The sequence below is a fragment of the Williamsia deligens genome (assembly GCF_024171765.1).
In the GTDB taxonomy this organism is placed as follows: domain Bacteria; phylum Actinomycetota; class Actinomycetes; order Mycobacteriales; family Mycobacteriaceae; genus Williamsia_A; species Williamsia_A deligens.
In genome coordinates, this window is record NZ_JAMTCI010000005.1 from 25,168 (window position 1) to 44,276 (window position 19,109).

The 19,109-nt window shown below is 71.3% G+C and carries 16 protein-coding genes; 3 read left to right on the forward strand and 13 right to left on the reverse strand.

What is annotated here, in order from left to right; all coding sequences use genetic code 11:
* Positions 1-4: 4 nt before the first annotated feature.
* The 3 genes from LX14_RS19720 to LX14_RS19730 all read left to right on the forward strand — a co-directional run bounded on the left by LX14_RS19720 (position 5) and on the right by LX14_RS19730 (position 2,635).
* Positions 5-844 (forward strand): CbtA family protein, encoded by an 840-nt coding sequence (locus LX14_RS19720; RefSeq protein ID WP_253649089.1) that lies wholly within the window; start codon positions 5-7, stop codon positions 842-844.
* 2 nt (positions 845-846) lie between these two features.
* Positions 847-1,350 (forward strand): histidine phosphatase family protein, encoded by a 504-nt coding sequence (locus LX14_RS19725; RefSeq protein WP_301283991.1) that lies wholly within the window; start codon positions 847-849, stop codon positions 1,348-1,350.
* Between the two features lie 64 nt (positions 1,351-1,414).
* A complete protein-coding gene (locus LX14_RS19730) occupies positions 1,415-2,635 on the forward strand; it encodes an acyl-CoA dehydrogenase family protein (RefSeq protein ID WP_253649090.1) in 1,221 nt (406 codons plus the stop codon).
* A gap of 207 nt (positions 2,636-2,842) precedes the next feature.
* Here LX14_RS19730 and LX14_RS19735 read toward each other — a convergent pair whose 3' ends face one another.
* The 13 genes from LX14_RS19735 to LX14_RS19795 all read right to left on the reverse strand — a co-directional run bounded on the left by LX14_RS19735 (position 2,843) and on the right by LX14_RS19795 (position 19,102).
* Positions 2,843-3,898, reverse strand: coding sequence for an alpha/beta hydrolase (locus LX14_RS19735; RefSeq protein WP_372505471.1), 1,056 nt, complete (start codon positions 3,896-3,898; stop codon positions 2,843-2,845).
* 81 nt (positions 3,899-3,979) lie between these two features.
* Entirely contained in the window at positions 3,980-4,351 is a 372-nt protein-coding gene (locus tag LX14_RS19740; RefSeq protein ID WP_253649194.1) for a GNAT family N-acetyltransferase, read from the reverse strand.
* Positions 4,352-4,392: 41 nt separating this feature from the next.
* Positions 4,393-6,195, reverse strand: coding sequence for an acetyl/propionyl/methylcrotonyl-CoA carboxylase subunit alpha (locus tag LX14_RS19745; protein WP_253649091.1), 1,803 nt, complete (start codon positions 6,193-6,195; stop codon positions 4,393-4,395).
* Between the two features lie 114 nt (positions 6,196-6,309).
* A complete protein-coding gene (locus tag LX14_RS19750) occupies positions 6,310-7,767 on the reverse strand; it encodes a condensation domain-containing protein (RefSeq protein WP_253649092.1) in 1,458 nt (485 codons plus the stop codon).
* Between the two features lie 14 nt (positions 7,768-7,781).
* Positions 7,782-8,204, reverse strand: a complete 423-nt coding sequence (locus LX14_RS19755; RefSeq protein WP_253649093.1) for a SufE family protein — start codon at positions 8,202-8,204, stop codon at positions 7,782-7,784.
* On the reverse strand, positions 8,201-9,085 hold the full coding sequence (locus LX14_RS19760) for a sulfurtransferase (protein WP_253649094.1): 885 nt from the start codon (positions 9,083-9,085) through the stop codon (positions 8,201-8,203). Before LX14_RS19760 ends, LX14_RS19755 begins: the two co-directional genes overlap by 4 nt.
* Positions 9,086-9,190: 105 nt before the next feature.
* Entirely contained in the window at positions 9,191-10,573 is a 1,383-nt protein-coding gene (locus LX14_RS19765) for a condensation domain-containing protein (RefSeq protein WP_253649095.1), read from the reverse strand.
* Between the two features lie 40 nt (positions 10,574-10,613).
* The gene (locus tag LX14_RS19770) at positions 10,614-12,134 is read right to left on the reverse strand and encodes a condensation domain-containing protein (protein ID WP_253649096.1); all 1,521 of its coding nucleotides are present in this window, start codon (positions 12,132-12,134) and stop codon (positions 10,614-10,616) included.
* Positions 12,131-13,657, reverse strand: a complete 1,527-nt coding sequence (locus tag LX14_RS19775; protein ID WP_253649097.1) for a condensation domain-containing protein — start codon at positions 13,655-13,657, stop codon at positions 12,131-12,133. The genes LX14_RS19770 and LX14_RS19775 overlap by 4 nt, the downstream gene beginning before the upstream one ends.
* A gap of 355 nt (positions 13,658-14,012) precedes the next feature.
* Positions 14,013-14,894: a glycosyltransferase family 2 protein gene (locus LX14_RS19780; protein WP_253649098.1), complete on the reverse strand. Its 882-nt coding sequence runs from the start codon at positions 14,892-14,894 to the stop codon at positions 14,013-14,015.
* A gap of 69 nt (positions 14,895-14,963) precedes the next feature.
* Positions 14,964-16,304: a glycosyltransferase gene (locus LX14_RS19785; RefSeq protein ID WP_253649099.1), complete on the reverse strand. Its 1,341-nt coding sequence runs from the start codon at positions 16,302-16,304 to the stop codon at positions 14,964-14,966.
* Positions 16,305-16,311: 7 nt separating this feature from the next.
* Positions 16,312-17,667, reverse strand: a complete 1,356-nt coding sequence (locus tag LX14_RS19790; RefSeq protein WP_253649100.1) for a condensation domain-containing protein — start codon at positions 17,665-17,667, stop codon at positions 16,312-16,314.
* A gap of 4 nt (positions 17,668-17,671) precedes the next feature.
* Positions 17,672-19,102: an acyltransferase gene (locus LX14_RS19795; RefSeq protein ID WP_253649101.1), complete on the reverse strand. Its 1,431-nt coding sequence runs from the start codon at positions 19,100-19,102 to the stop codon at positions 17,672-17,674.
* Positions 19,103-19,109 lie beyond the last annotated feature (7 nt).

A 19,109-nucleotide genomic window follows, 5' to 3' on the forward strand; every position in this document is an offset into this window, starting at 1 on the left:
GGTCATGGAGAAGAAGTTCATCGGCGCCGGCCTGCTCTCGGGTCTCGTCGCCGGGTTGTTCGCGTTCGTCTTCGCCCGCGTGTTCATCGAGCCGCAGGTGGGCAAGGCCATCGACTACGAGTCCGGCCGCAGCGCGGCCGAGGAGATGCTCGCCGGGGAGCACGGCGCCCACGAGCACGGTGAGGTCTTCACCCGGTCGGTCCAGGAGAACATCGGCGCCGGTGTCGGTTCGGTCGTCTTCGGCCTCGCCATGGGTGCCGTCTTCGCGGTCGTGTTCACGGTGCTCTGGGCCTACGTGGGGCGCCGGTACCCGCTCGTGGACCCGCGCGTCGTCGCGGGGCTGCTCGCCCTCGGCGGGTTCGTTGCGGTGTACCTGGTGCCGTTCGGGAAGTACCCCGCCAACCCGCCCGCCGTCGGCAACGACGACACCATCGGGTCCCGCAGTGGCTCCTACCTCACGATGACCCTCGTGTCGGTCATCGTCGCGATCGCGGCCGTGGTGCTCGCCTTCTGGTTGCTGCCGCGCATCGGTGGGCTCTACGCGCTGATCGTGTCGGCTGCCGGCTATCTCGCGGTGGTCGGCGTGGCGATGGCGCTGCTGCCGGGCTTCGACGAGGTCCCGACCGCGCTGCGCTCGCCGGACGGGGTGATCGTCTTCCCGGGGTTTCCCGGTGACGTCGTCGGCGACTTCCGGTTCCTCTCCCTGGCGAACCAGATGATCCTGTGGACGGTCCTCGGCGTGGTCTTCGCCGTCGTCCTCACCCGGCTGGGTCGCAGGACCGACCCCGTCCCCGCCGACGCCGTGGGATCCGCCGGGGTGGGATCGGCCGGGGTCGACCGCTGAGGCTGACCCTCGTCGCCGCGGGGCGGACCGGTCCGAACCGGGATCTGCGCTTCGGCGGCGAGGGCTCGCCGCTCGACTCCCGCGGTCGGCGGGACGTCACCGCCCTGGACTGCCGGTTCGCCGACGCTGTCGCGGGCCCGGAGCGTTCTGTCGTCGAGACCGCCGCGACACTCGCCGAGCGCGTTGTCGTCGTCGACTCCCTGCGCAGCATCGATCTGGGGTCGTGGACAGGCCGGCGGCCCGAGGAGATCGACATCTCCGACCTCGGCGCCTGGTTCGCCGACCCCCGTGCCACCCCACACGGAGGGGAGTCGGTCGTCGACTTCCTCGGTCGCATCCGTTCCGCACTGCGGACTCTCGCCGGCGGCCCTGTGGTCGTCGTCGCCGCGAAACCGGTCGTCCAGGCGGCTGTCGTCGCGCACCGCGGGCTCGGCGCCGCGGACTTCCTCGGCGTCGACATCACCCCCGCGACCACGTGGGCGGTGGACATTTCCATCGACGGATGACATCGTTGCCGCAGCGGAACTGAAACACAATTCAGTTTCATCACGGATGTGCTGGAGGCGACAGATGTACGAGTGGTCCGACGAGGATCTGATGATCCGCGATGCACTGCGGGGCTTCATCGACAAGGAGGTGCGTCCGCACCTCGACGAGCTCGAGACCGGCGTGCTGCCGCCCTACGACATCGCGCGCAAGCTGTACACCACCTTCGGCGTGGACCAGATGGCCCGCGAGGGTCTGGAGAAGGAACTCGAGTCGGAGGCGACCGGGGAGGCCAAGCCCGGTGCGGTCAGCGGCGGGATGGGCGACAGCACCTTCATGCTGCTCAACACCGAGCTCGCGGGCGTCAGCCTCGGCATCATCGCGTCGTTGGGCGTCTGCCAGTTGACCGTCGGCACCATCCGCTCGAAGGGCACGCTGGCGCAGAAGAAGCGCTGGCTCCCGGAGCTCGTGACCCTGGAGAAGATCGGCGCCTGGGCCATCACCGAGCCCGATTCGGGATCCGACGCGCTCGGCGGCATGAAGACGACGGTCAAGCGTGACGGCGACGACTACATCCTCAAGGGCCAGAAGACGTTCATCACCAACGGTCCCTACGCCGACACCATCGTCGTCTTCGCCAAGCTCGACGAGGGCGACGGGACGCCGATCCGTGACCGCAAGGTCCTGTCGTTCGTGCTCGACAAGGGCATGGAGGGCCTGACGCAGGGCAAGCCGTTCAAGAAGATGGGCATGATGAGCTCGCCCACCGGTGAGCTGTTCTTCGACAACGTGCGCGTCTCGCCGGACCGCCTGCTCGGCGAGACCGAGGACACCGGCGCGGACACCCGCGGCGGCGAGGGCGCCAAGGCCGGCTTCACCATGGAGCGCGTCGGGATCGCGGCGCTGTCGCTCGGGATCATCAACGAATGTCTGCGGCTCTCGGTCGACTACGCGCGCAACCGCACCCTGTGGGGCAAGAACATCGGGCAGTTCCAGCTGATCCAGCTCAAGCTCGCCGAGATGGAGATCGCGCGGATCAACGTGCAGAACATGATCTTCAGCGCGCTCGAGCGCGGCAAGGACCGCAAGTCGATCTCCCTGGCCGAGGCGTCGGCGATGAAGCTGTACTCGTCGAAGGCCGCCACCGACGTCGCGATGGAGGCGGTGCAGCTGTTCGGCGGCAACGGCTACATGGCCGAGTACCGCGTCGAGCAGCTCGCCCGTGACGCCAAGTCGCTCATGATCTACGCCGGCAGCAACGAGATCCAGGTGACCCACGTGGCGAAGGGTCTGCTCGCGGGTTGACCCACCCGACCACGACGACGGCGCCCGGCCCCCCCGAGAGGGGACCGGGCGCCGTTTGTCGTTCGTCGAGCGTGCATCAGATACACGCGATCGTGCACTCGATCCCGTGGGCCGCACGGTCGACGCGATCTACGGCACGGTCGGCGGGATCTGGTGCACGCTCGGCGGGAAGTTTGTGCACGGTCGGCGGGTTGCGGTGGGAGCCGCTCAGGCGCCGATGGCGCGCCCGATCTGCGGCCAGGACCGGTGCAGCTGGTCCTGCCAGTAGAGCCAGGAGTGCGTGCCCTGGGGCGGGAAGTCGCCCGTGAACGGGATCTTCAGCGCGTTCAGACGGTCGGCCAGCTGATGGGTGCACTGGTTGACCGCGGCCTCGATCGGCCCACCGAGGATGATCTGCTGGTCGAGGCTGGTGCCGGGCTGGATCGACTGCGGGTTGTCGTACTTCCCGGGCAGACCCGACGAGCTGGAGATCCACAGGCTCATACCGCGCAGGCGCGCCGCGTTGATGATGGCGTCGTGGTCGCGCCACCCCGGGCCGTTGTAGGGGCCCCACATGTTCTCGGGGTTCGCGCCCCCGCGCGACGAGACGACCAGGCGCACATAGGTCTGACCGGCGGGACCTGCGGTCGACGCGCAGCCGCTGTAGGCACCGACGGCCTTGTACACGCCGGGGTGCTCGATCCCGAGGTTCAGCACGGACGTCCCCGAGGACGAGATGCCGGCGACGGCGTTCTTGCCGGACCCGTTCAGGGCCTTGTCGACGATGGGCGGCAGCTCGGTGCCGAGGAACGTCGACCACTTGTTGCGGCCGAGCACCGGGTCGTCGCGCTGCCAGTCCGTGTAATAGGTGAACGCACCGGAGTTGGGGGTCACCACCGTGACGTCCTTGTCGGCGAAGAACTGCACGACGTCGGTCTGGCGCTGCCACGTCGCGGCGTCCTCACCGCCGCCGGCGCCGTTGAGGAGGTAGAAGACGGGCCGGGGCTTGCTGCGGTCGCGCGGGAGGATCACCGACAACGGGACGTCGCGGTTCATCGCGGCCGAGTGCACGGTGATGTCGAGTCGTCGGGCGTCGACGCGCGTGACATTCACCAGCTCGGAGCCGTCGGCGGACCGGGCGCCGGGTGCGGGCAGTCCGGGATCGGCGCTCGCGACCGCGGTCGGGGTCAGTACGCCGGCCAGGAGTGCGCCGGCGACGAGGGCCACCCGCGCGGTGCGCCGTCGGCGCGTACGCCCGCCGGAGGGGGTGATGGAAGTGAGCACTGTCGTCCCTAACTGTCGCGAAAACCGCCCCCGCGGCACCGGTGTCGTGAGCACACCGGTTCCGATCGACCCGGCGAAACTCTACTCGACCACGGTCAGCCCGAGCGCGCCGTCGGCGAAACGTCCGACGGCGGCGGTCGCCGCTGCGAGAGCGTCGTGGGCACCCTCGACCGTGGTGACGCCCGTGACCATTCGTGCGGTGGTCGTCGACGGGTCCGGCAGCAGGACGACGAGGGCGATCAGCTCGCCGGTCGTCGGCACGCACACGGCCCACGTGAGACGTGTTCCGTCGTGCCATCCCTGGGCTGCGCGGACGACCGCGGCCTGCGGTGTGTCGCCGTCGAGGACATCGGGGTCGGTGAGAGCCGCGAGCGCGGGGACGTCGGTGACCCGCTCGTCGTCGCGGAGCGCGCGCAGATACCAGGCACCCGCGTTGATCTCGACCGGGTCCATCCCCGACGGGTCCGCGGTGTCGTGTGCACCGCGGTCGGGGCTCACTTCAGTTCGAGCAGGACGGTGCCCTGGGTGACAGCAGAACCGGGCTCCACCGACAGCCCGGTGACGACGCCGTCCTTGTGGGCGGTCACGGGGTTCTCCATCTTCATCGCCTCGAGGACGACGACGAGCTCGCCGGCGCTGACCTCCTGGCCCTCGGTGACGGCGACCTTGACGACCGTGCCCTGCATCGGCGCAGCGATCGCGTCGCCGGAGACGGCCACGTTGCCGCCCTTGGTGCGGGTCCGCGACTTCGGCTTCTTGCGCTGCGCGCCGGCGTGTCCGCCACCGCCACCGTTGGTGCTCGCCAACGCCAGGTCACCCGGCAGCGACACCTCGACGCGACGCCCGCCGACCTCGACGACGACGGTCTGCCGCGGGGCGGCGTCGTCCTCCTCGATGGGCTGCGCGCCGGTGTAGGGCTCGATCGGGTTGTCCCAGTCGGTCTCGATCCACTTGGTGTAGACCTCGAAGCCGTTCTCGTCGCCGATGAACGCCGGGTTCGACACGATGTGGCGGTGGAACGGCAGGACGGTGGCGAGGCCCTCGACCTCGAACTCGGCCAGCGCGCGGCGTGACCGCTCGAGTGCCTGCTCGCGGTTCTCGCCGGTGACGATGAGCTTGGCGAGCATCGAGTCGAACTGGCCGCCGATGACGTCGCCGGCGCGGACACCGGAGTCGACGCGGACGCCGGGGCCCGTGGGCTCCTTGTAGACGGTCACCGGGCCGGGGGCGGGCAGGAAGTTGCGGCCCGCGTCCTCGCCGTTGATGCGGAACTCGAAGGAGTGTCCGCGCGGGGTGGGGTCCTCGGTGATCTCCAGCGGCAGGCCCGCGGCGATGCGGAACTGCTGGCGCACGAGGTCCAGACCGGAGGTCTCCTCGGTGACGGGGTGTTCCACCTGCAGGCGTGTGTTCACCTCGAGGAACGAGACGAGACCGTCGTTGCCGACGAGGAACTCGACCGTGCCGGCGCCGTAGTACCCGGCCTCACGACAGATCGCCTTGGCCGAGGAGTGGATCTTCTCGCGCTGCTCGGTGGTGAGGAACGGCGCGGGGGCCTCCTCGACGAGCTTCTGGAACCGACGCTGCAGCGAGCAGTCACGGGTTCCGGCGACGACGACGTTGCCGTGCTGGTCGGCGATGACCTGTGCCTCGACGTGGCGCGCCTTGTCGAGGTAGCGCTCGACGAAGCACTCGCCGCGACCGAAGGCGGCGACGGCCTCGCGGGTCGCGGACTCGAACAGCTCGGGGATCTCCTCGAGGGTGTACGCGACCTTCATGCCGCGGCCTCCGCCACCGAACGCTGCCTTGATCGCGACGGGGACACCGTGTTCCTTCGCGAACGCGACGACCTCGTCGGCGTTGGCGGCGGGATCCTTGGTGCCGGGGGCCATCGGGGCGTTCGCCTTGAGGGCGATGTGCCGCGCGGTGACCTTGTCGCCGAGGTCGCGGATCGACTGCGGGGACGGGCCGATCCAGGTGATCCCGGCGTCGATGACGGCCTGGGCGAACTCGGCGTTCTCCGACAGGAAGCCGTAGCCGGGGTGGATCGCGTCGGCGCCGGACTTCTCCGCGGCGTCGATGATCTTCGGGATGTTCAGGTACGACTCGCCCGAGGTCTGACCGCCGAGGGCGAACGCCTCGTCGGCGAGCTGGACGAAGAGGGCGTCGGCGTCGGGCTCTGCGTAGACGGCCACGCTCGTGAGACCGGCGTCGCGAGCGGCGCGGATGACGCGCACAGCGATCTCACCGCGGTTCGCGACGAGAACTTTCGTGATCACCGAGCTGGCGTGACTGGGCACTTCGTCTCCTGTGGGTGGACGGGCAGGGCTGCAGGATGCGATCCCGAGAGGCACCCTAACGCACCGAGCAATCGATCGGTCGCGCAGTCCGGTGCGCCCCGAGTGAGGCGTGGGTCACTGCGCGGCGAACGTGCTGCGGTCGCCCACGGCACGGACGACATCGCTGAATCGCACGAGGAATCCACTGACCGCGGAGTGCATGGGACCCCTCGCCGGGAAGCGCGCGGAGATCCGGACACCCGACGGTGTCCGGTTGACCCAGATGTAGACCTCGTCGGGGGAGTAGTTGTGACTCCGCAGGACCCGCGCACCGCCGGCGTCGGCCGCGGCGGCGTCCGGGGCGTGGCGCGTGTCGATGAAGGAGACGACGAAGGTCGGGGCGTCGCCGTAGCCGAGCAGTTCGGTGACCCGCAGGAACGGGACGTCCGCGGCGACGCGTGTGCGACGCAGTGCGGCGGTGGCCCGCTGCACCACCGACGCGAAGGACCTGGTGCCGGCGGAGTCGATCGCGACCGGTGTGGTCGAGACGAACCATCCGAGTGCGCCCAGCCATCTGCCCTCGGTCCGCGTGTGGCGCGGTGTGATGCAACAGAACACGTCGCCACCTCCGCACTCCCGGTAGGAGACGGCCAGTGCGGCGAGGATGCCGGCGAACAGCGATCCCCCCGTCGCGGCACACACCGCCGTGAACCGGTTCGCCGCGTCGTCGTCGAGGAGTTCCAACGTCACCGACGACTGCGGCGGGCCCTGGTCGGTCCCGTCGGTCTCGGCGGAGGGGGCCGCGCCGGCGGCCTCGGCGGTGGTCACGTCACCCGTCTCGGACGCGGGCGCGACGAGGTCGAAGCGTGGCATCGTCCGGTCGTGGGCGTCGAGGAACTCGGCCCAGGCCGTGACGGCCGGGTGGTCGACGTCGGCGTCGTCGGCGACTCTGCGCTCGTGGGCACTGAAGTCGACGTAGCTGCCGACCTCGGGCAACTGCGGCTCCCGGCGCTCACGCGCCGCGTGGTACAGCTCCGACAGCTCGTGCTGGGCGAGGATCAGCGAGTAGCCGTCGAGCAGGGAGTGGTCGCCGGCGAACAGCAGCGTGAACGTCCGTTCCCGCGCCACCGTGGCGAAGAGGTACGCCGGCCACTGCAGCGGCGCCGTCGCCCGGTCGAAGGAGCCGGCGAGCTGATCGAGGAGCGGGCCGGATTCGGCGTACCAGCCGACGCGACCCATCTTCAGCCGGACCGACCCGGGCGGGGTCGTGAGTCGTTGCAGGCCCGAGTGTTTGACGACCACGTGGCTGCGCAGGACCTCGTGGCGGTCGATCCACCGGGTGAGGGCGGACCGGATCGCCGGGACCGACATCGGCTCGTCGAATTCGATCGCGAGGCCGAGCCAGGACTCCCGGCCGCCCTCGCGCTTGGTCCGCCACCGGTGTTCGAGCGACGAACGCAGGTGCAGCTCGTGGTTGTGCGAGGTCGAGCGGGGGTCGTTCTCCCAGTGCGCGAACCCGCCGACCGTGCTCGGCGACCACTCGACGAGGCCCCCGGGCTCGACCGGCTGGTCCATCATCTGGATGAACTTCATCGGCGGCCGCGCACCTACGCGCGCGCCCGGGTGATCTGGGCCTTCACCCGGGCCAGCATCCCCGCCATGCCCCGCAACCGCAGTGGACTCACCACCGACGCCAGCCCGAGGTCGGTGTAGAAACCCGGCGGCACGTCGAGGATCTCCTGCGCCGACGCACCGTCGAGACCCTGGTGCAGGATCGACGCGAACCCGCGTGTCGTGGGGGCCTCGGGCGGCGCACTGAAGTGCAGCCGTACCGCGTCCGGGTCGGTCGCGTCCACCGCGAGGAACACCGGCGACTGACACTCCGGGACCGGTTCCATCGCCTCGGTCCGCAGGTCGTCGGGCAGATCCGGCAGATCGTTCGCGAACTCCAGGAGCATCGTCACCCTGTCGGACTCGGACAGGGCGGCGAAGTCCTCGACGATCTCGGCCAGCGCGGACGGGAGCGTCACGGTGTCCCCGGAGCGTCACCCGTGGCGATGGGCGCCCGCACGGCGTTGCCCCACTCCGTCCACGAGCCGTCGTAGTTGCGGACCCGGGTGAACCCGAGCAGGTGGGTGAGCACGAACCACGTGTGCGAGGAGCGCTCACCGATGCGGCAGTAGGCGATGGTCGGGGTGTCCGGGGCGAGATCGCCGTAGATCTCCTCGAGCTCGGGGCGGCTCCGGAAGCGACCGTCCGGCGCGGCCGACTTGGCCCACGGGATCGACAGCGCCGTCGGGATGTGCCCGCCGCGCAGCGCGCCTTCCTGCGGGTAGTCCGGCATGTGCGTGCGCTCGCCGGTGTACTCCTGCGGCGAGCGCACGTCGACGAGGGGCTCGGTGCCGATGGCGTCACGGACCTCGTCGGCGAACGCGCGGATCAGGCTGTCGTCCCGCTCGACCACCGGGTAGTCCGACCGGGGGAGGTCGGGGACGTCGAACGACGTCTCGCGGTCCTCGGCGAACCACGCCTGACGTCCACCGTCGAGCAGGCGCACGTCGGGATGGCCGAACAGGGTGAAGACCCACAGCGCGTAGGCCGCCCACCAGTTGCTCTTGTCGCCGTAGACGACGATCGTGTCGTCGCGGTGGATCCCCTTGCTGCGCATCAGCTCTGCGAACGCCTCACCGTCGATGTAGTCGCGCGTGACGGGGTCGTTCAGATGCAGGTGCCAGTCGATCTTCTGCGCGGTCGGGATGTGTCCGATGTCGTAGAGGAGGACGTCCTCGTCGGACTCGACGACCTTCAGGCCCGGCGCCCCGATGTTGGCGCTGAGCCACTCGGTGCTCACGAGACGTTCGGGGTGCGCGTACGCGGAGAAGGCGGGATTCGGGTCGGTGGGGACGGTCACTGCGGCTCCGTGGGTCGGGTGCTCTTCGATGCTCCGCCGGGCGCTCGCGGCCTCGGGCGGGGTGGCCCCCGACGCCGGACCTCGAGCCCGGCGACGGCGACGTGGTCAGCCTAGTGCGCGCGGCAACGCGGTGGTCGTGATGCGCGCCGCGACGGCCACGACCGTGTCGAGGAAGTCCCCGACCACCCGATGCGCAGTGGGGGTGTCGGGGAAGCGGGTGCGCAGGGCCAACCCCGCGTCGGTCCGGGAGATCCACACCTGGACGTCGTCGGCGCGGGTGATGTTCGAGATGTGGTGGGCGCCGTCGTCGGTGCTGCCCGCCCCCGGGAGTCTGCGGTAGTCGACGAACGACACCATGAACACGTCGGAGCGGACGAAGGTCAGGCCGCCGATCGCGGCCACGACGGCGGGGACCGGGATCGCACCGAGGCGCACGGCCGCCCGGAGGTCGTCGCCGGTCGCCGAGACGGTCGCGCACAGCTCCTCCCGGGGTGTCACGGTGATCGGTGCGTTGGTCGTGAACCACCCCACCGCGCGGTCCCAGAGAGGCGACCGTCGGGTGTGCATCGGGAACAGCAGCGACAGGTCGTCGGCGAGACCCGCCTGTCTCGCCGCGTGCGCCATCGCCGCGAGGATGCCCGCGAACGTGGATGCGCCCAGGGACCGGCAGGCCGCGTCGAGGCGGTCGGCCGCGGGTGCGTCGGCGAGGGTTCGCAGGTCGACGGCCTGTGGGGCGCTGTGCCCGGGGAGCAGGCCGAGGTCGGCGGGGAACGAGGGTGGCATGTTGTCGTGGCGTGCGAAGAACGTCCGCCAGCCGTCCATCGCGGGGTGGCCGGCGTGGTCGCGGTCGTCGCGCGCCTCGGCTGCGCAGTGGCGCAGGAAACTGCCCACCGGTCCGAGACGGTCGGCCACGTCGGACTCCGGTGACCGCCGGAACCCGTCGTAGAGCAGACGCAGGTCGTCGACGACGACGGCGATGGACCACGCGTCGACGTGGGCGTGGTCGAACGCGCACACGATGGTCGACGTGTCGTGGCCGTCGATGGCCGCGAACAGGTGGTCGGGATCGCCCAACGGGGCGCAGGAGTCGCTGAGCACCGCGCGCAGGGCGAGGTGGGCCTCCTCAGGGGTGCTCGTCTCGATCGGGGCGTCGGCGACGAGGCGCATCCGCGACCTGTCGTGGATGCGCCGGACGACCCGCGGCGGTGCGTTCTCGTCGTTCGACGGTGCGTCCTCGTCATTCGACTGTGCCCCCTCGTCCGACGACGGCTCGACGGTGAACCCGCAGCGCAAGCTGTCATGGCGGTCCACCAGAGCCGCGAACGCCCGTGCGAGTGCGTCGTGGTCCAGCGCACCGTCGACGTCGAACGCGGCCGCGAGGAACACCGTCTCGTCGCCGGGTCGCGCCCGGGCGGACTCCAGGTGGAAACGCTGGTTGAAGGACGGAGGGATGTCCGAGACGATCACCCGCGCATCGGAGAGGTCCATCCGCCACCGTGTCAGCGGTCCGGGCCGCGGCCGGAACCGGTCAACGGTGGTGACCCGCACCCGACGCCACCTCCTGCATCCGCGTGTGATCGGGTGCCCGCGTGATCACCCGGTCGCCGGTGGCCGCGATCTCGGCGAAGATCGCCCGCAGACGGCGATGATGGTGCGCGAGCCGTTCCTGGGCGACCGGGGTGTCGGGCGTCTGGGTCCCGAGGTACATGCCGTGCTCGTCTCGATTGACCCACACCGAGGCGTTCGCCGTCCGCCCCTCGCCGGTCGTCTGGATCCCGCGGTCGTACGTCGGTGTCCCCGCGTGCGGGGACCTGCGGAAGTCCAGATAGGACAACAGCTGTGGGGTGACCATCGCCTCCGCGGGATCGGCACCCGCGGCGATCAGTGCGGCCATCACCGTGGGCACGGGGACGTGGGACGCGTCGGTCGCCTCCACACCCGCCCTCTGCGCCCTCGGCACCAGGTCGGTGAACCTTCGAGCTTCCGCGACCGGGAACGCCACGGGCGCGAAACGACAGAACCATCCCTGGGCCAGGTGGACGTCGGCGAGGTCGCGGTCGGCGAGGGCCGTGATGCCGAACCATGAGGGGTCGCCGGTCAGTTCGTGGTCCGCGGTGGCGATCGCCGCGACGACGCCCGCGGTCACGCCACCGCCGGCTGCGGAACAGATCTGCGCGAAGCGTTGCGCCCCGTCGGCGTCGAGGACGTCGAACCGGATGCTGCGCACCGGTGCGGTCTCACCGGGTGCCAGACCGAGATCGACCGCGCTGTGGGGCATCCGGAGTCCGTGGGCGCGCAGCGTCGTCATCCAGTGGTGCAGGGCCGCCGACCCCTCGCCGTAGGCGGCGGCCCTGATCCGTTCCTGCCGCGCGTACTCCACCGCGGAACCCACCGGCGCCGTCGTGAACGGTCCGGGGGGCGTGCCGTCGCGCTCGGCGACATACAGATCGGCGATCTCGGCCAGCGCCATCGCCTGCGACACCCCGTCGGTGAGTGCGTGGTCACAGAACCAGAACAGGGTCGTGCTCCTGTCGCGGACGATCGCGCCGAGTTCGAACCCCGGCCACCGCAGGGCACTCGCGCGCTGCCCGAACTCGGTGTCGACGAACTCGTGCAGGCGACGTGCACCGATGTGGTCGTCGCGGCGAGGACCGCCGCGGACCCACCCGTGGTCGTCGAGGACGGCGAGGTCGGCTGTGGTGAAGGCGACGTGGTCGGCGTCGACGACGTGGCGCGTGACGTCCGCCCCGGACACGGAGAACCAGCTCCGCAGGCCGTCGTGCCGGATGACGAAGCGGCGCAGGGCCTCCGCGATGGCACGCGGGTCGAATCCGCCGTCGACCTCGGTGGCCGCGGCGAGGTAGACCGAGTGTCGCCGACCGGCGCGGGCGGTCGCGGCCGTGCCGTGCAGATGCCCCTCCTGCAGCGTGGACGGGGGCACGGGATGCGCCGGGGTGGCGTCGGCGGCCGCGGTCGCGGGCGGTGTGGGACGCACGGTCACGATGCGACCGGGAGCCGGGTTCCAGTGCGCGATGGCGTCGATCATCATCGGCGGGCACCTTCGGTGTCGGGTCCCGCGGACACCCGTGTGTCGGCCCGTCGGCCGGCCGGGTCGCGCTCGATCGGATCGCGGTCGTCGACGCCCAGTTCACGACCCATGTCCGCGACCACCTCCCGCAGTGCGTGGAGGTGACGATGGACGGAGTCGGCTGCGACGGCGGTGCTCGGGAAGCGGGCGGACAGCGAGATCCCCTTCGGGGACCGCACGATCCAGAGATAGACCTCGTCGTCGGAGACCGAGGCGCCACGCAGGGTGCGTGCACCCCACCGCGTCCACTCCTGCGCCCCCGGTATCCGTCGGGTGTCGACATAGGAGACGACGAAACGCGGGGTCGCCCGCGACCCGTTGATCTCCGCCACGCACGGATAGGGGTGGGGTGCGAGGGGCCGTCGTCGGCCGATCTCGGCGGCGGCCAGCGCGAGTCGCTCGTCCACGGTCGTCGCGGCCCCGAGGTCGACGGTGATGGGGACCATGCCGACAAACCACCCGACGGAGTGGGCGTACCGCGGATCGGTGCGGGTGTGCAGCGGCATCACGAAGCGGGTGGTCGAGTTACCGGTGCAGCGGTGCGTCGCGGTCGCCAACGCTGCCAGCACCACGGTCTGCATGGTGTGGCCGCGTGCACGGGCGGCGGCGTTGATGCGGTCCGCCTGATCGGCCGTCATCACCCACGACGACACCCCGCTCTGGCGGCGGGCCGGTGCCGAGGCGGTGGTCCCCAACGGCAGCGGGAACGCCGGGAACTGCTCGGCCTCGCCGTCCTGCAGGAACTCCCGCCATGCCACGACGGCGTGGTGGTCGCGGTGCAGGCGCGTCCCCGCGAGGTGGTCGGCGACGCTGAAGTCGACGTGGCTCGCGACCGGAGCGGTGTCGATCCGCTCCCCCTGGTGGGCCCGGCGGTAGAGCTCCTGGATCTCGCCGATCGCGAGGAGCATCGAGTAGGCGTCCATGACCGAGTGGTCGGCGGCGAACACCAGCAGGAACCGGTCGTCGGGCCGTGGTGTGTCGGCCAGCGGCGCGTGTTCGACGGTGGGCTCGCTGATGGTGGCGGCCACGCAGTGCGGCCACGTCCACGGCGACAACCGGTCGAACAGCGAGACGAGGTGTTCATGGACGCGCGTACCGGTTCGCAGGCTGCCGACGATCGAGGGCGCCACCTCGACGTCGTCGTCGAGGACCACCCGCACGGGGTGTCCGCCGTCGCCGGTCACGGTGGTGCGGAAGACCTCGTGCCGACGCATCCATGCGGTCAGCGCGACACCCACCGCCGCAGCGTCATAGGGGAGCGGCACCTCGAAGACGGCCCCCAGCCAGGAGCCCGGCGGCCCGGGCGTGTCGCGATCGGATCGAGGTCCGAACACGTCGACGCCGCGCCGGCAGTAGTCGGCGTGCAGGGGGCTGAGCGGCCGGTCGTCGACGGTCCACGCGGGGTCGTGGCCCGCGGCGCGGGGTGTCCACTCGGTGAGCACGCCGCCGGTCAGCGGGTAGTCGGTGAGTTCGGTGAATTCCACAGGTGCGGTCTCCATCTCGGCGTGGGCCGACGAAGCGCGGACGGTGCTGCCCGGTGTGCGGAGGTACTCGGTGTGCCGGGAATGCTACGGGCGAACCGGACGTGCCGTTCGCCTGAGTAAGGGGTGTCGATCATCACGTGACGGCGGTCCTGCGCGTCGCCGGTAACCGGTGTAAGCCGAGTGAGGAAGAAGTGAACAGCATTGAGCGACAACGTCATCGAGGATGATCGCTCGAGAGCGGTTCGGGGTACGTCGCCAGCCGACACGATGCGGCGACCGTCGGTGTGACGGCGGTGTTACCGACAGTGGGCAACGGCACAGAACTGGCCGTGTGTGGCGCGAGATACGCCCTGTGTCAGGGCATCCCGCGGTCGGCGCCGGGGTGCAGCAGCGTGGCCAGCGAGAACCGTCCGGTACGCGCGTCCCACCCTCGGATCAGCAGCAGGCGGACGGCGTGCACGACGACGACCCAGGGGACGTAGAGCACCGACGCACCGATCCCGAGCCACAGCCGTCGGTGCAGGAACATGGTCCGCGGCAGGCACATCATGTAGCGAGCGAACGACGCGAGGCCGGTCTGCATCCGCCGCGGGGAGACCCCCACGGTGAGGTGGGGGAGGAAGGCGTTGCGGCCACCGGTCTCGGTGACACACAAGCCCATGTCGACGTCCTCGAAGACGTCGCGGCGCATGGCGACACGATCGCGGATGGCCAGCCACGTGGAGCGGCGCAGCGTCATGTTGGACCCGTAGAGCACCGCGACGGAGCGGACGTCGTCGCTGGTCGCGCTGCGTCGCGCGACGAACGGGACCCAGCGCCCCACCCTGTCCTTGAGCCGGGCCACGCCGTCGCCGTAGGGGAGGCCGTAGGCCTCGCCCCGTCCGCACAGCGCCGCCCACCGATGTGCGGCGTCCTCGCGCAGGAAGTGGACGATGTCGGCCGCCCACCGCTCACCGACCATCGTGTCGGCGTCGATGCGGGCGATCGCGTCACCGGTGGCGGCGTCGAGACCGGTGTTGCGCGCGTACACGAGTCCCTGGCGGGGTTCGGGGATGAGCCGGACCTCCGGGTGTGCCCGGGCGCGGTCGGCGACGATCCGGGCGGTGTCGTCGGTCGAGTTGTTGTCGACCACGACGATCTCGTGGATGTGGTCGCGCTGCGCGAGGAGTCGGTCGAGGCACTCGCCGATCACCTCGGCCTCGTCGTAGCAGGGGATGACGACGGAGAGCGTGGTCATGGGGCGCCGATCTCTCGGGGACGCGAGGCATGTCTCCGCCGAAGTGGCTGGACGACAGTGCAACCGAGATTAGGTGCCCGCGATGCGTTCGGCGCGTCGAGCGGCTCCGGACGTGGGGTTCGTCACGCGGTGGGGCGGCGCGACAGCGCTCTCGACGACCTCGGCGGCGGCGGTGACCGCCTCGGCGGGTGTCACCATCTCCGCGGCGACGGTCTCTGCGCGAGCGCGCATCCCGGCGGTGAGGACACGAGCGAGAGCACCGCCGAGGCCGTCGGGTGTGATCGACGGGAGGCGCAGTGCGGTGCCGACGCCCGCTCGCGACACCGCGCGCCCCCACAGGGGCTGGTCGGCGCCCAGCCAGCACACGACGGCCGGGACGCCGGCGCGCAGGGTCGCCGCGGTGGTGCCCGCACCGCCGTGATGGACCGCCGCCGCGCAGAGGGGCAGCACCGCCGCGTGGTCGACAGAGTCGACGACCCGGACGCGATCGTCCGCGTCGACGTCACGGTCGACGCCGGAGAACATCCCGCCCCATCCGGACGCGATGAGGACACGGTGTCCGCGGGTGGCCGCGAGTACCGCCGACCGCACCGCCGGGGGGTCGGCGACCGACATGCTCCCGAACCCGACGTAGACCGGCGGGGGTCCCGCCCGCAACCACGTGGCGAGGTCAGCTATGTCCGTGCCCTGCGTCAGCGAACGGCCGGTGTCCGGCGGGACGGCGAGGAACCCGACCATCGGACGGCCCGCACCCCAGTCCCGCGCGAGACCGGGGAACAGGACGGGGTCGTAGGCCTGCACGGCCGGCAGGCCCCGGGCGTCGATGCGGCGGCCCGCGGGGGTGCGGGCGGGCCGGAGTCCGAGGGCGGCCCGCACGCTGTTCTCGTCTCGTCGCGAGGTCGTCCACAGTGCCTGCTCGAGGAGGTGCCAGGTGGCAGCGGTCGCCCATCCGGGGAGCTCGCGGTCGCGCGGTGCGACGACACCCACGCGACGATTCGGCCGCAGCGGGCAGAGGTGGACGGGTAGGTAGCCGATGCCGCGGGCCTCCGCGACGGCGAGCGCCCGCTCCTGTCCGACGCTGCCGCCGACCAGCAGGTCGGCGCCGTCGCAAGCGTCGCGGAGATCCTGCGTGGCCTGCAGGGCACCCGCTCTCGTCACCGCGCGCACGGCGCGCAGGCGTCGGACGGGGTCGCGTGACCGCAGCTCGTCGGTCACGGTGGCGGAGCCGAGGAGCTCGGCGGTGTCGGTTCCGTAGGGGACGGCCTGGACTCCGGCCGACTCGGCGAAGTCCACGAGGTTCGGGGGGACGGCCATCGTGACGTCGTGCCCGCGGCGGGTCAGTTCGAGGGACAGCGCGAGCCCGGGTTGGACGTCTCCGCGACTGCCGGCGAACGCCGCGACGAGGCGCACCGCGGCGTCAGACCGACGAGGGCGACAGTCCCGCGGGGACCGGCACGGCAGCGTGGGCCCGGGCGACGACGCCGTCGATCACGGAGGTGATGGTCGCGCGCGCCACCGCGGTGTCGGGGAATCGTGCACGCACGCTGACGCCGTCCTCGTCACGCCAGAACCACAGCTGCAGGTCGTCGGCGCGACCGTCGCTCGAGATGTGTCGGGCGTGCAGGGACGCCAGGTGGTCGAAGCGGCGGTAGTCCAGGTAGGACACCATGAACACGTCGTGACGCGGTTTGCGGAGCAGATGCCCGAAGGTGCTGTAGACGGTGCTGAGGTCGACGCCCGCGAGCGGCAGGGCGTCCGCGACGGCCGTCGTGGCGGCACGCAACACGTCGTCGGGGTCCGTCGTGTCCGGGGGGCCGGAGTCGATCACGACAGGGGCGTTCGCGACGCACCACCCCACCGACCGGCCCGATGTGTCCCCGCCCCGCGTGTGGATCGGGAGGATCACCGGAAGGCGTTCCGGGCCACCGTGGTCGCGGGTCGCGGCGGCGAGTCCCGCGAGCAGGGTGGGGTAGGTGCGCACCCGACGTTCTGTCCCCGACACCGTCAGTGCATCGGCGAGGGCCCGCGGCAGGACCCGTGCGACGTGGATGCGCGCCGGCGCGAACTCGCCGTGGTCGACCCCGAGGTCCAGGGGATAGTCGGGCACGGTGTGTCCGGTGTCGGCGAGGAAATCGGCCCAGCCGAGGACCCGGGGGTCGTCGGGTCCGGGTTCCGGCCGAGATGCGGTGTCGCGGAGGTGGTCCAGGAAACTGCCCGCCGCGACCAGGGGGTCACCGCGATAGGCGGCGACGACGTCCTCGGCGATGACCGCGAGGGAGTGCGCGTCGACGTAGCAGTGGTCGAATGCGCAGACCACGGTGACGGTGTCCCCGACCTCCAGGGCGGCCAGGACATGCGATGCGGGCCGCGCCGCGCTGCAATCGCCCACCGCTGCACCGAGTTCGGCGCGGAAACCCTCCTCGTCGACCTCGACCGGAGGTCCGACCGGGGTGAAGGTGACGGCGCCGCGTGGGTGCAACCGCCGGTGCGCGGTGCCGTCCGGGTCGGTGACGAAGTGCGAGCGCAGGACCTCGTGGTGGTCGACGACAGCGCCGAACGCGGCGGCGAGACGGTCGCCGTCGATCGTCGCGGTGGGGATCTCGGCGGTGACCGCGAGCCATCCCGACCCCCCGGAACGGACCGCGTCGAGATGGAAGCGCTCGTTCTCCGACGGCCCGACCGGATGGGGGGCCGCCGGTCCCCGCACATCCGCGGTCCACCGGTGCAGCCGGCCCCCGGGTACACGCAGGTTCGCCAGTGTCGTCAGCAGCACGGGCTCACCGTACCTGTGCCCCAACGTGTTCTGACGATCGCATCACGTCGGAACCGGCCGCGTAGGCGGACAGGACGTCGACCAGGTGGCCGTGCAGCGCCGTCAGCGAACGGCGGGCCACGGCGTTGTCGGGTACGTGGGAGAGCAGCCGCAGACCGTCGCTGTTGCGGTTGATCCACAGGTTCGCGTTGCGGGTGCGACCCACGCCGGGCATCACCCGGCCGGCCACGATCTCCGGTGCGTCGGGATCGGCGAGGCGTCGGAAGTCGAGGTACGACACCATCTGTGGGCTCGACGCGTCCGGGATGAAGTCCCCGGACGCGGCCAGCACGGCGAGCACACCGTGCACCGGACGGTCGATGTGGTCGCGGGCGTGTCGGAGATCGGCTGCGGCGGCACGGACCAGATCGTCGGTGTCGGCGACGTCGGACGCGTCGATCGCGACCGGTGCGAAGGTGCACATCCACCCCTGCGTCCCCGGCTCGGCCGGATCGCGGGTGGAGAGCACCGTCGACGTGAAGTACCGCGGTTCGCCGGTGACCTCCCGCTGGGCGATGGCGAGCCCTGCGAACAGGGCGGCCGCCAGCGACCCGCCCGCTGCGCGGGCACGGGCCTCGCAGGCCCCTGTCGCCTCGGCGTCGAGCAGGGGCTCGTCGATCGCCACGGCGGGGACCGGCTCGGAACCGGTGAGCCCCAGGTCCAGCGCGGTGCGGGGGACGGTGCGACCGTGCGCGGCGAGGATCTCGCGCCACCGCTCCACGAGCGGGTCGTCCGCGGTGACGGCGGCGGCACGGCGCATCTCGTCGGCGACGTGGCGGAGATGACTGCCGGCGGCGCGGAGGGTCGGCGTCGTCCCCGCGACCTCGGAGCGGTACCGCACCACGATCTCCTGCAGCGCCTCGATCGCGGCCGAGCCGTCCGTGTGCGAGTGGTCGAACGAGATGTGCAGGGCGACCGTGGCACCGGCGTCGACGGCTCCCACGCTCCATCCCGGGATGCGGTCGTGTACGGCGTCACGGGCGATGTGGTGGTGCAGGGTCTCGACGAGCTCGTCGTGGTCGGCGGGAGGACCGTCGCGGTGCGCGTCGAACGCCACCGCGTCCGCGGGGGCCATGAAGCGCGTGACGGTGCCGTCGTCGGCGACGACGAAGTGGCTGCGCAGTTCGTCGTGTGCCGCGACGAACGCCGCCAGGGCGCGACCCATCGCCGCCTCGTCGAGCGGACCGGGGAACTCGGTGGTCACGGTGACGACGGCGCGATGCGGATGTCCCGCCCGGCGTTTCGCGTGCGCGGCGAGGAGATGGTCGCGTTGCAGGAACGACGGCCCGACGTCCGACGGTGTGCTCCGCGCGCGGGCCGCCGCCTCGTCGCGCATCGTCCACCACACCAGATCCCCGGTCGGTGGACTCCAGTCGGTGAGCGCCCCCGCGATCACTGTGAAC

Excerpts from the sequence above, each read along its gene's own strand:
- LX14_RS19780 (WP_253649098.1), bottom strand. The coding sequence starts at position 14,894 with ATGACCACGCTCTCCGTCGTCATCCCCTGCTACGACGAGGCCGAGGTG.
- LX14_RS19740 (WP_253649194.1), bottom strand. The coding sequence starts at position 4,351 with ATGGACCCGGTCGAGATCAACGCGGGTGCCTGGTATCTGCGCGCGCTC.
- LX14_RS19750 (WP_253649092.1), bottom strand. The coding sequence starts at position 7,767 with ATGAAGTTCATCCAGATGATGGACCAGCCGGTCGAGCCCGGGGGCCTC.
- LX14_RS19730 (WP_253649090.1), top strand. The coding sequence starts at position 1,415 with ATGTACGAGTGGTCCGACGAGGATCTGATGATCCGCGATGCACTGCGG.
- LX14_RS19720 (WP_253649089.1), top strand. The coding sequence starts at position 5 with ATGGAGAAGAAGTTCATCGGCGCCGGCCTGCTCTCGGGTCTCGTCGCC.
- LX14_RS19765 (WP_253649095.1), bottom strand. The coding sequence starts at position 10,573 with ATGGACCTCTCCGATGCGCGGGTGATCGTCTCGGACATCCCTCCGTCC.
- LX14_RS19770 (WP_253649096.1), bottom strand. The coding sequence starts at position 12,134 with ATGATGATCGACGCCATCGCGCACTGGAACCCGGCTCCCGGTCGCATC.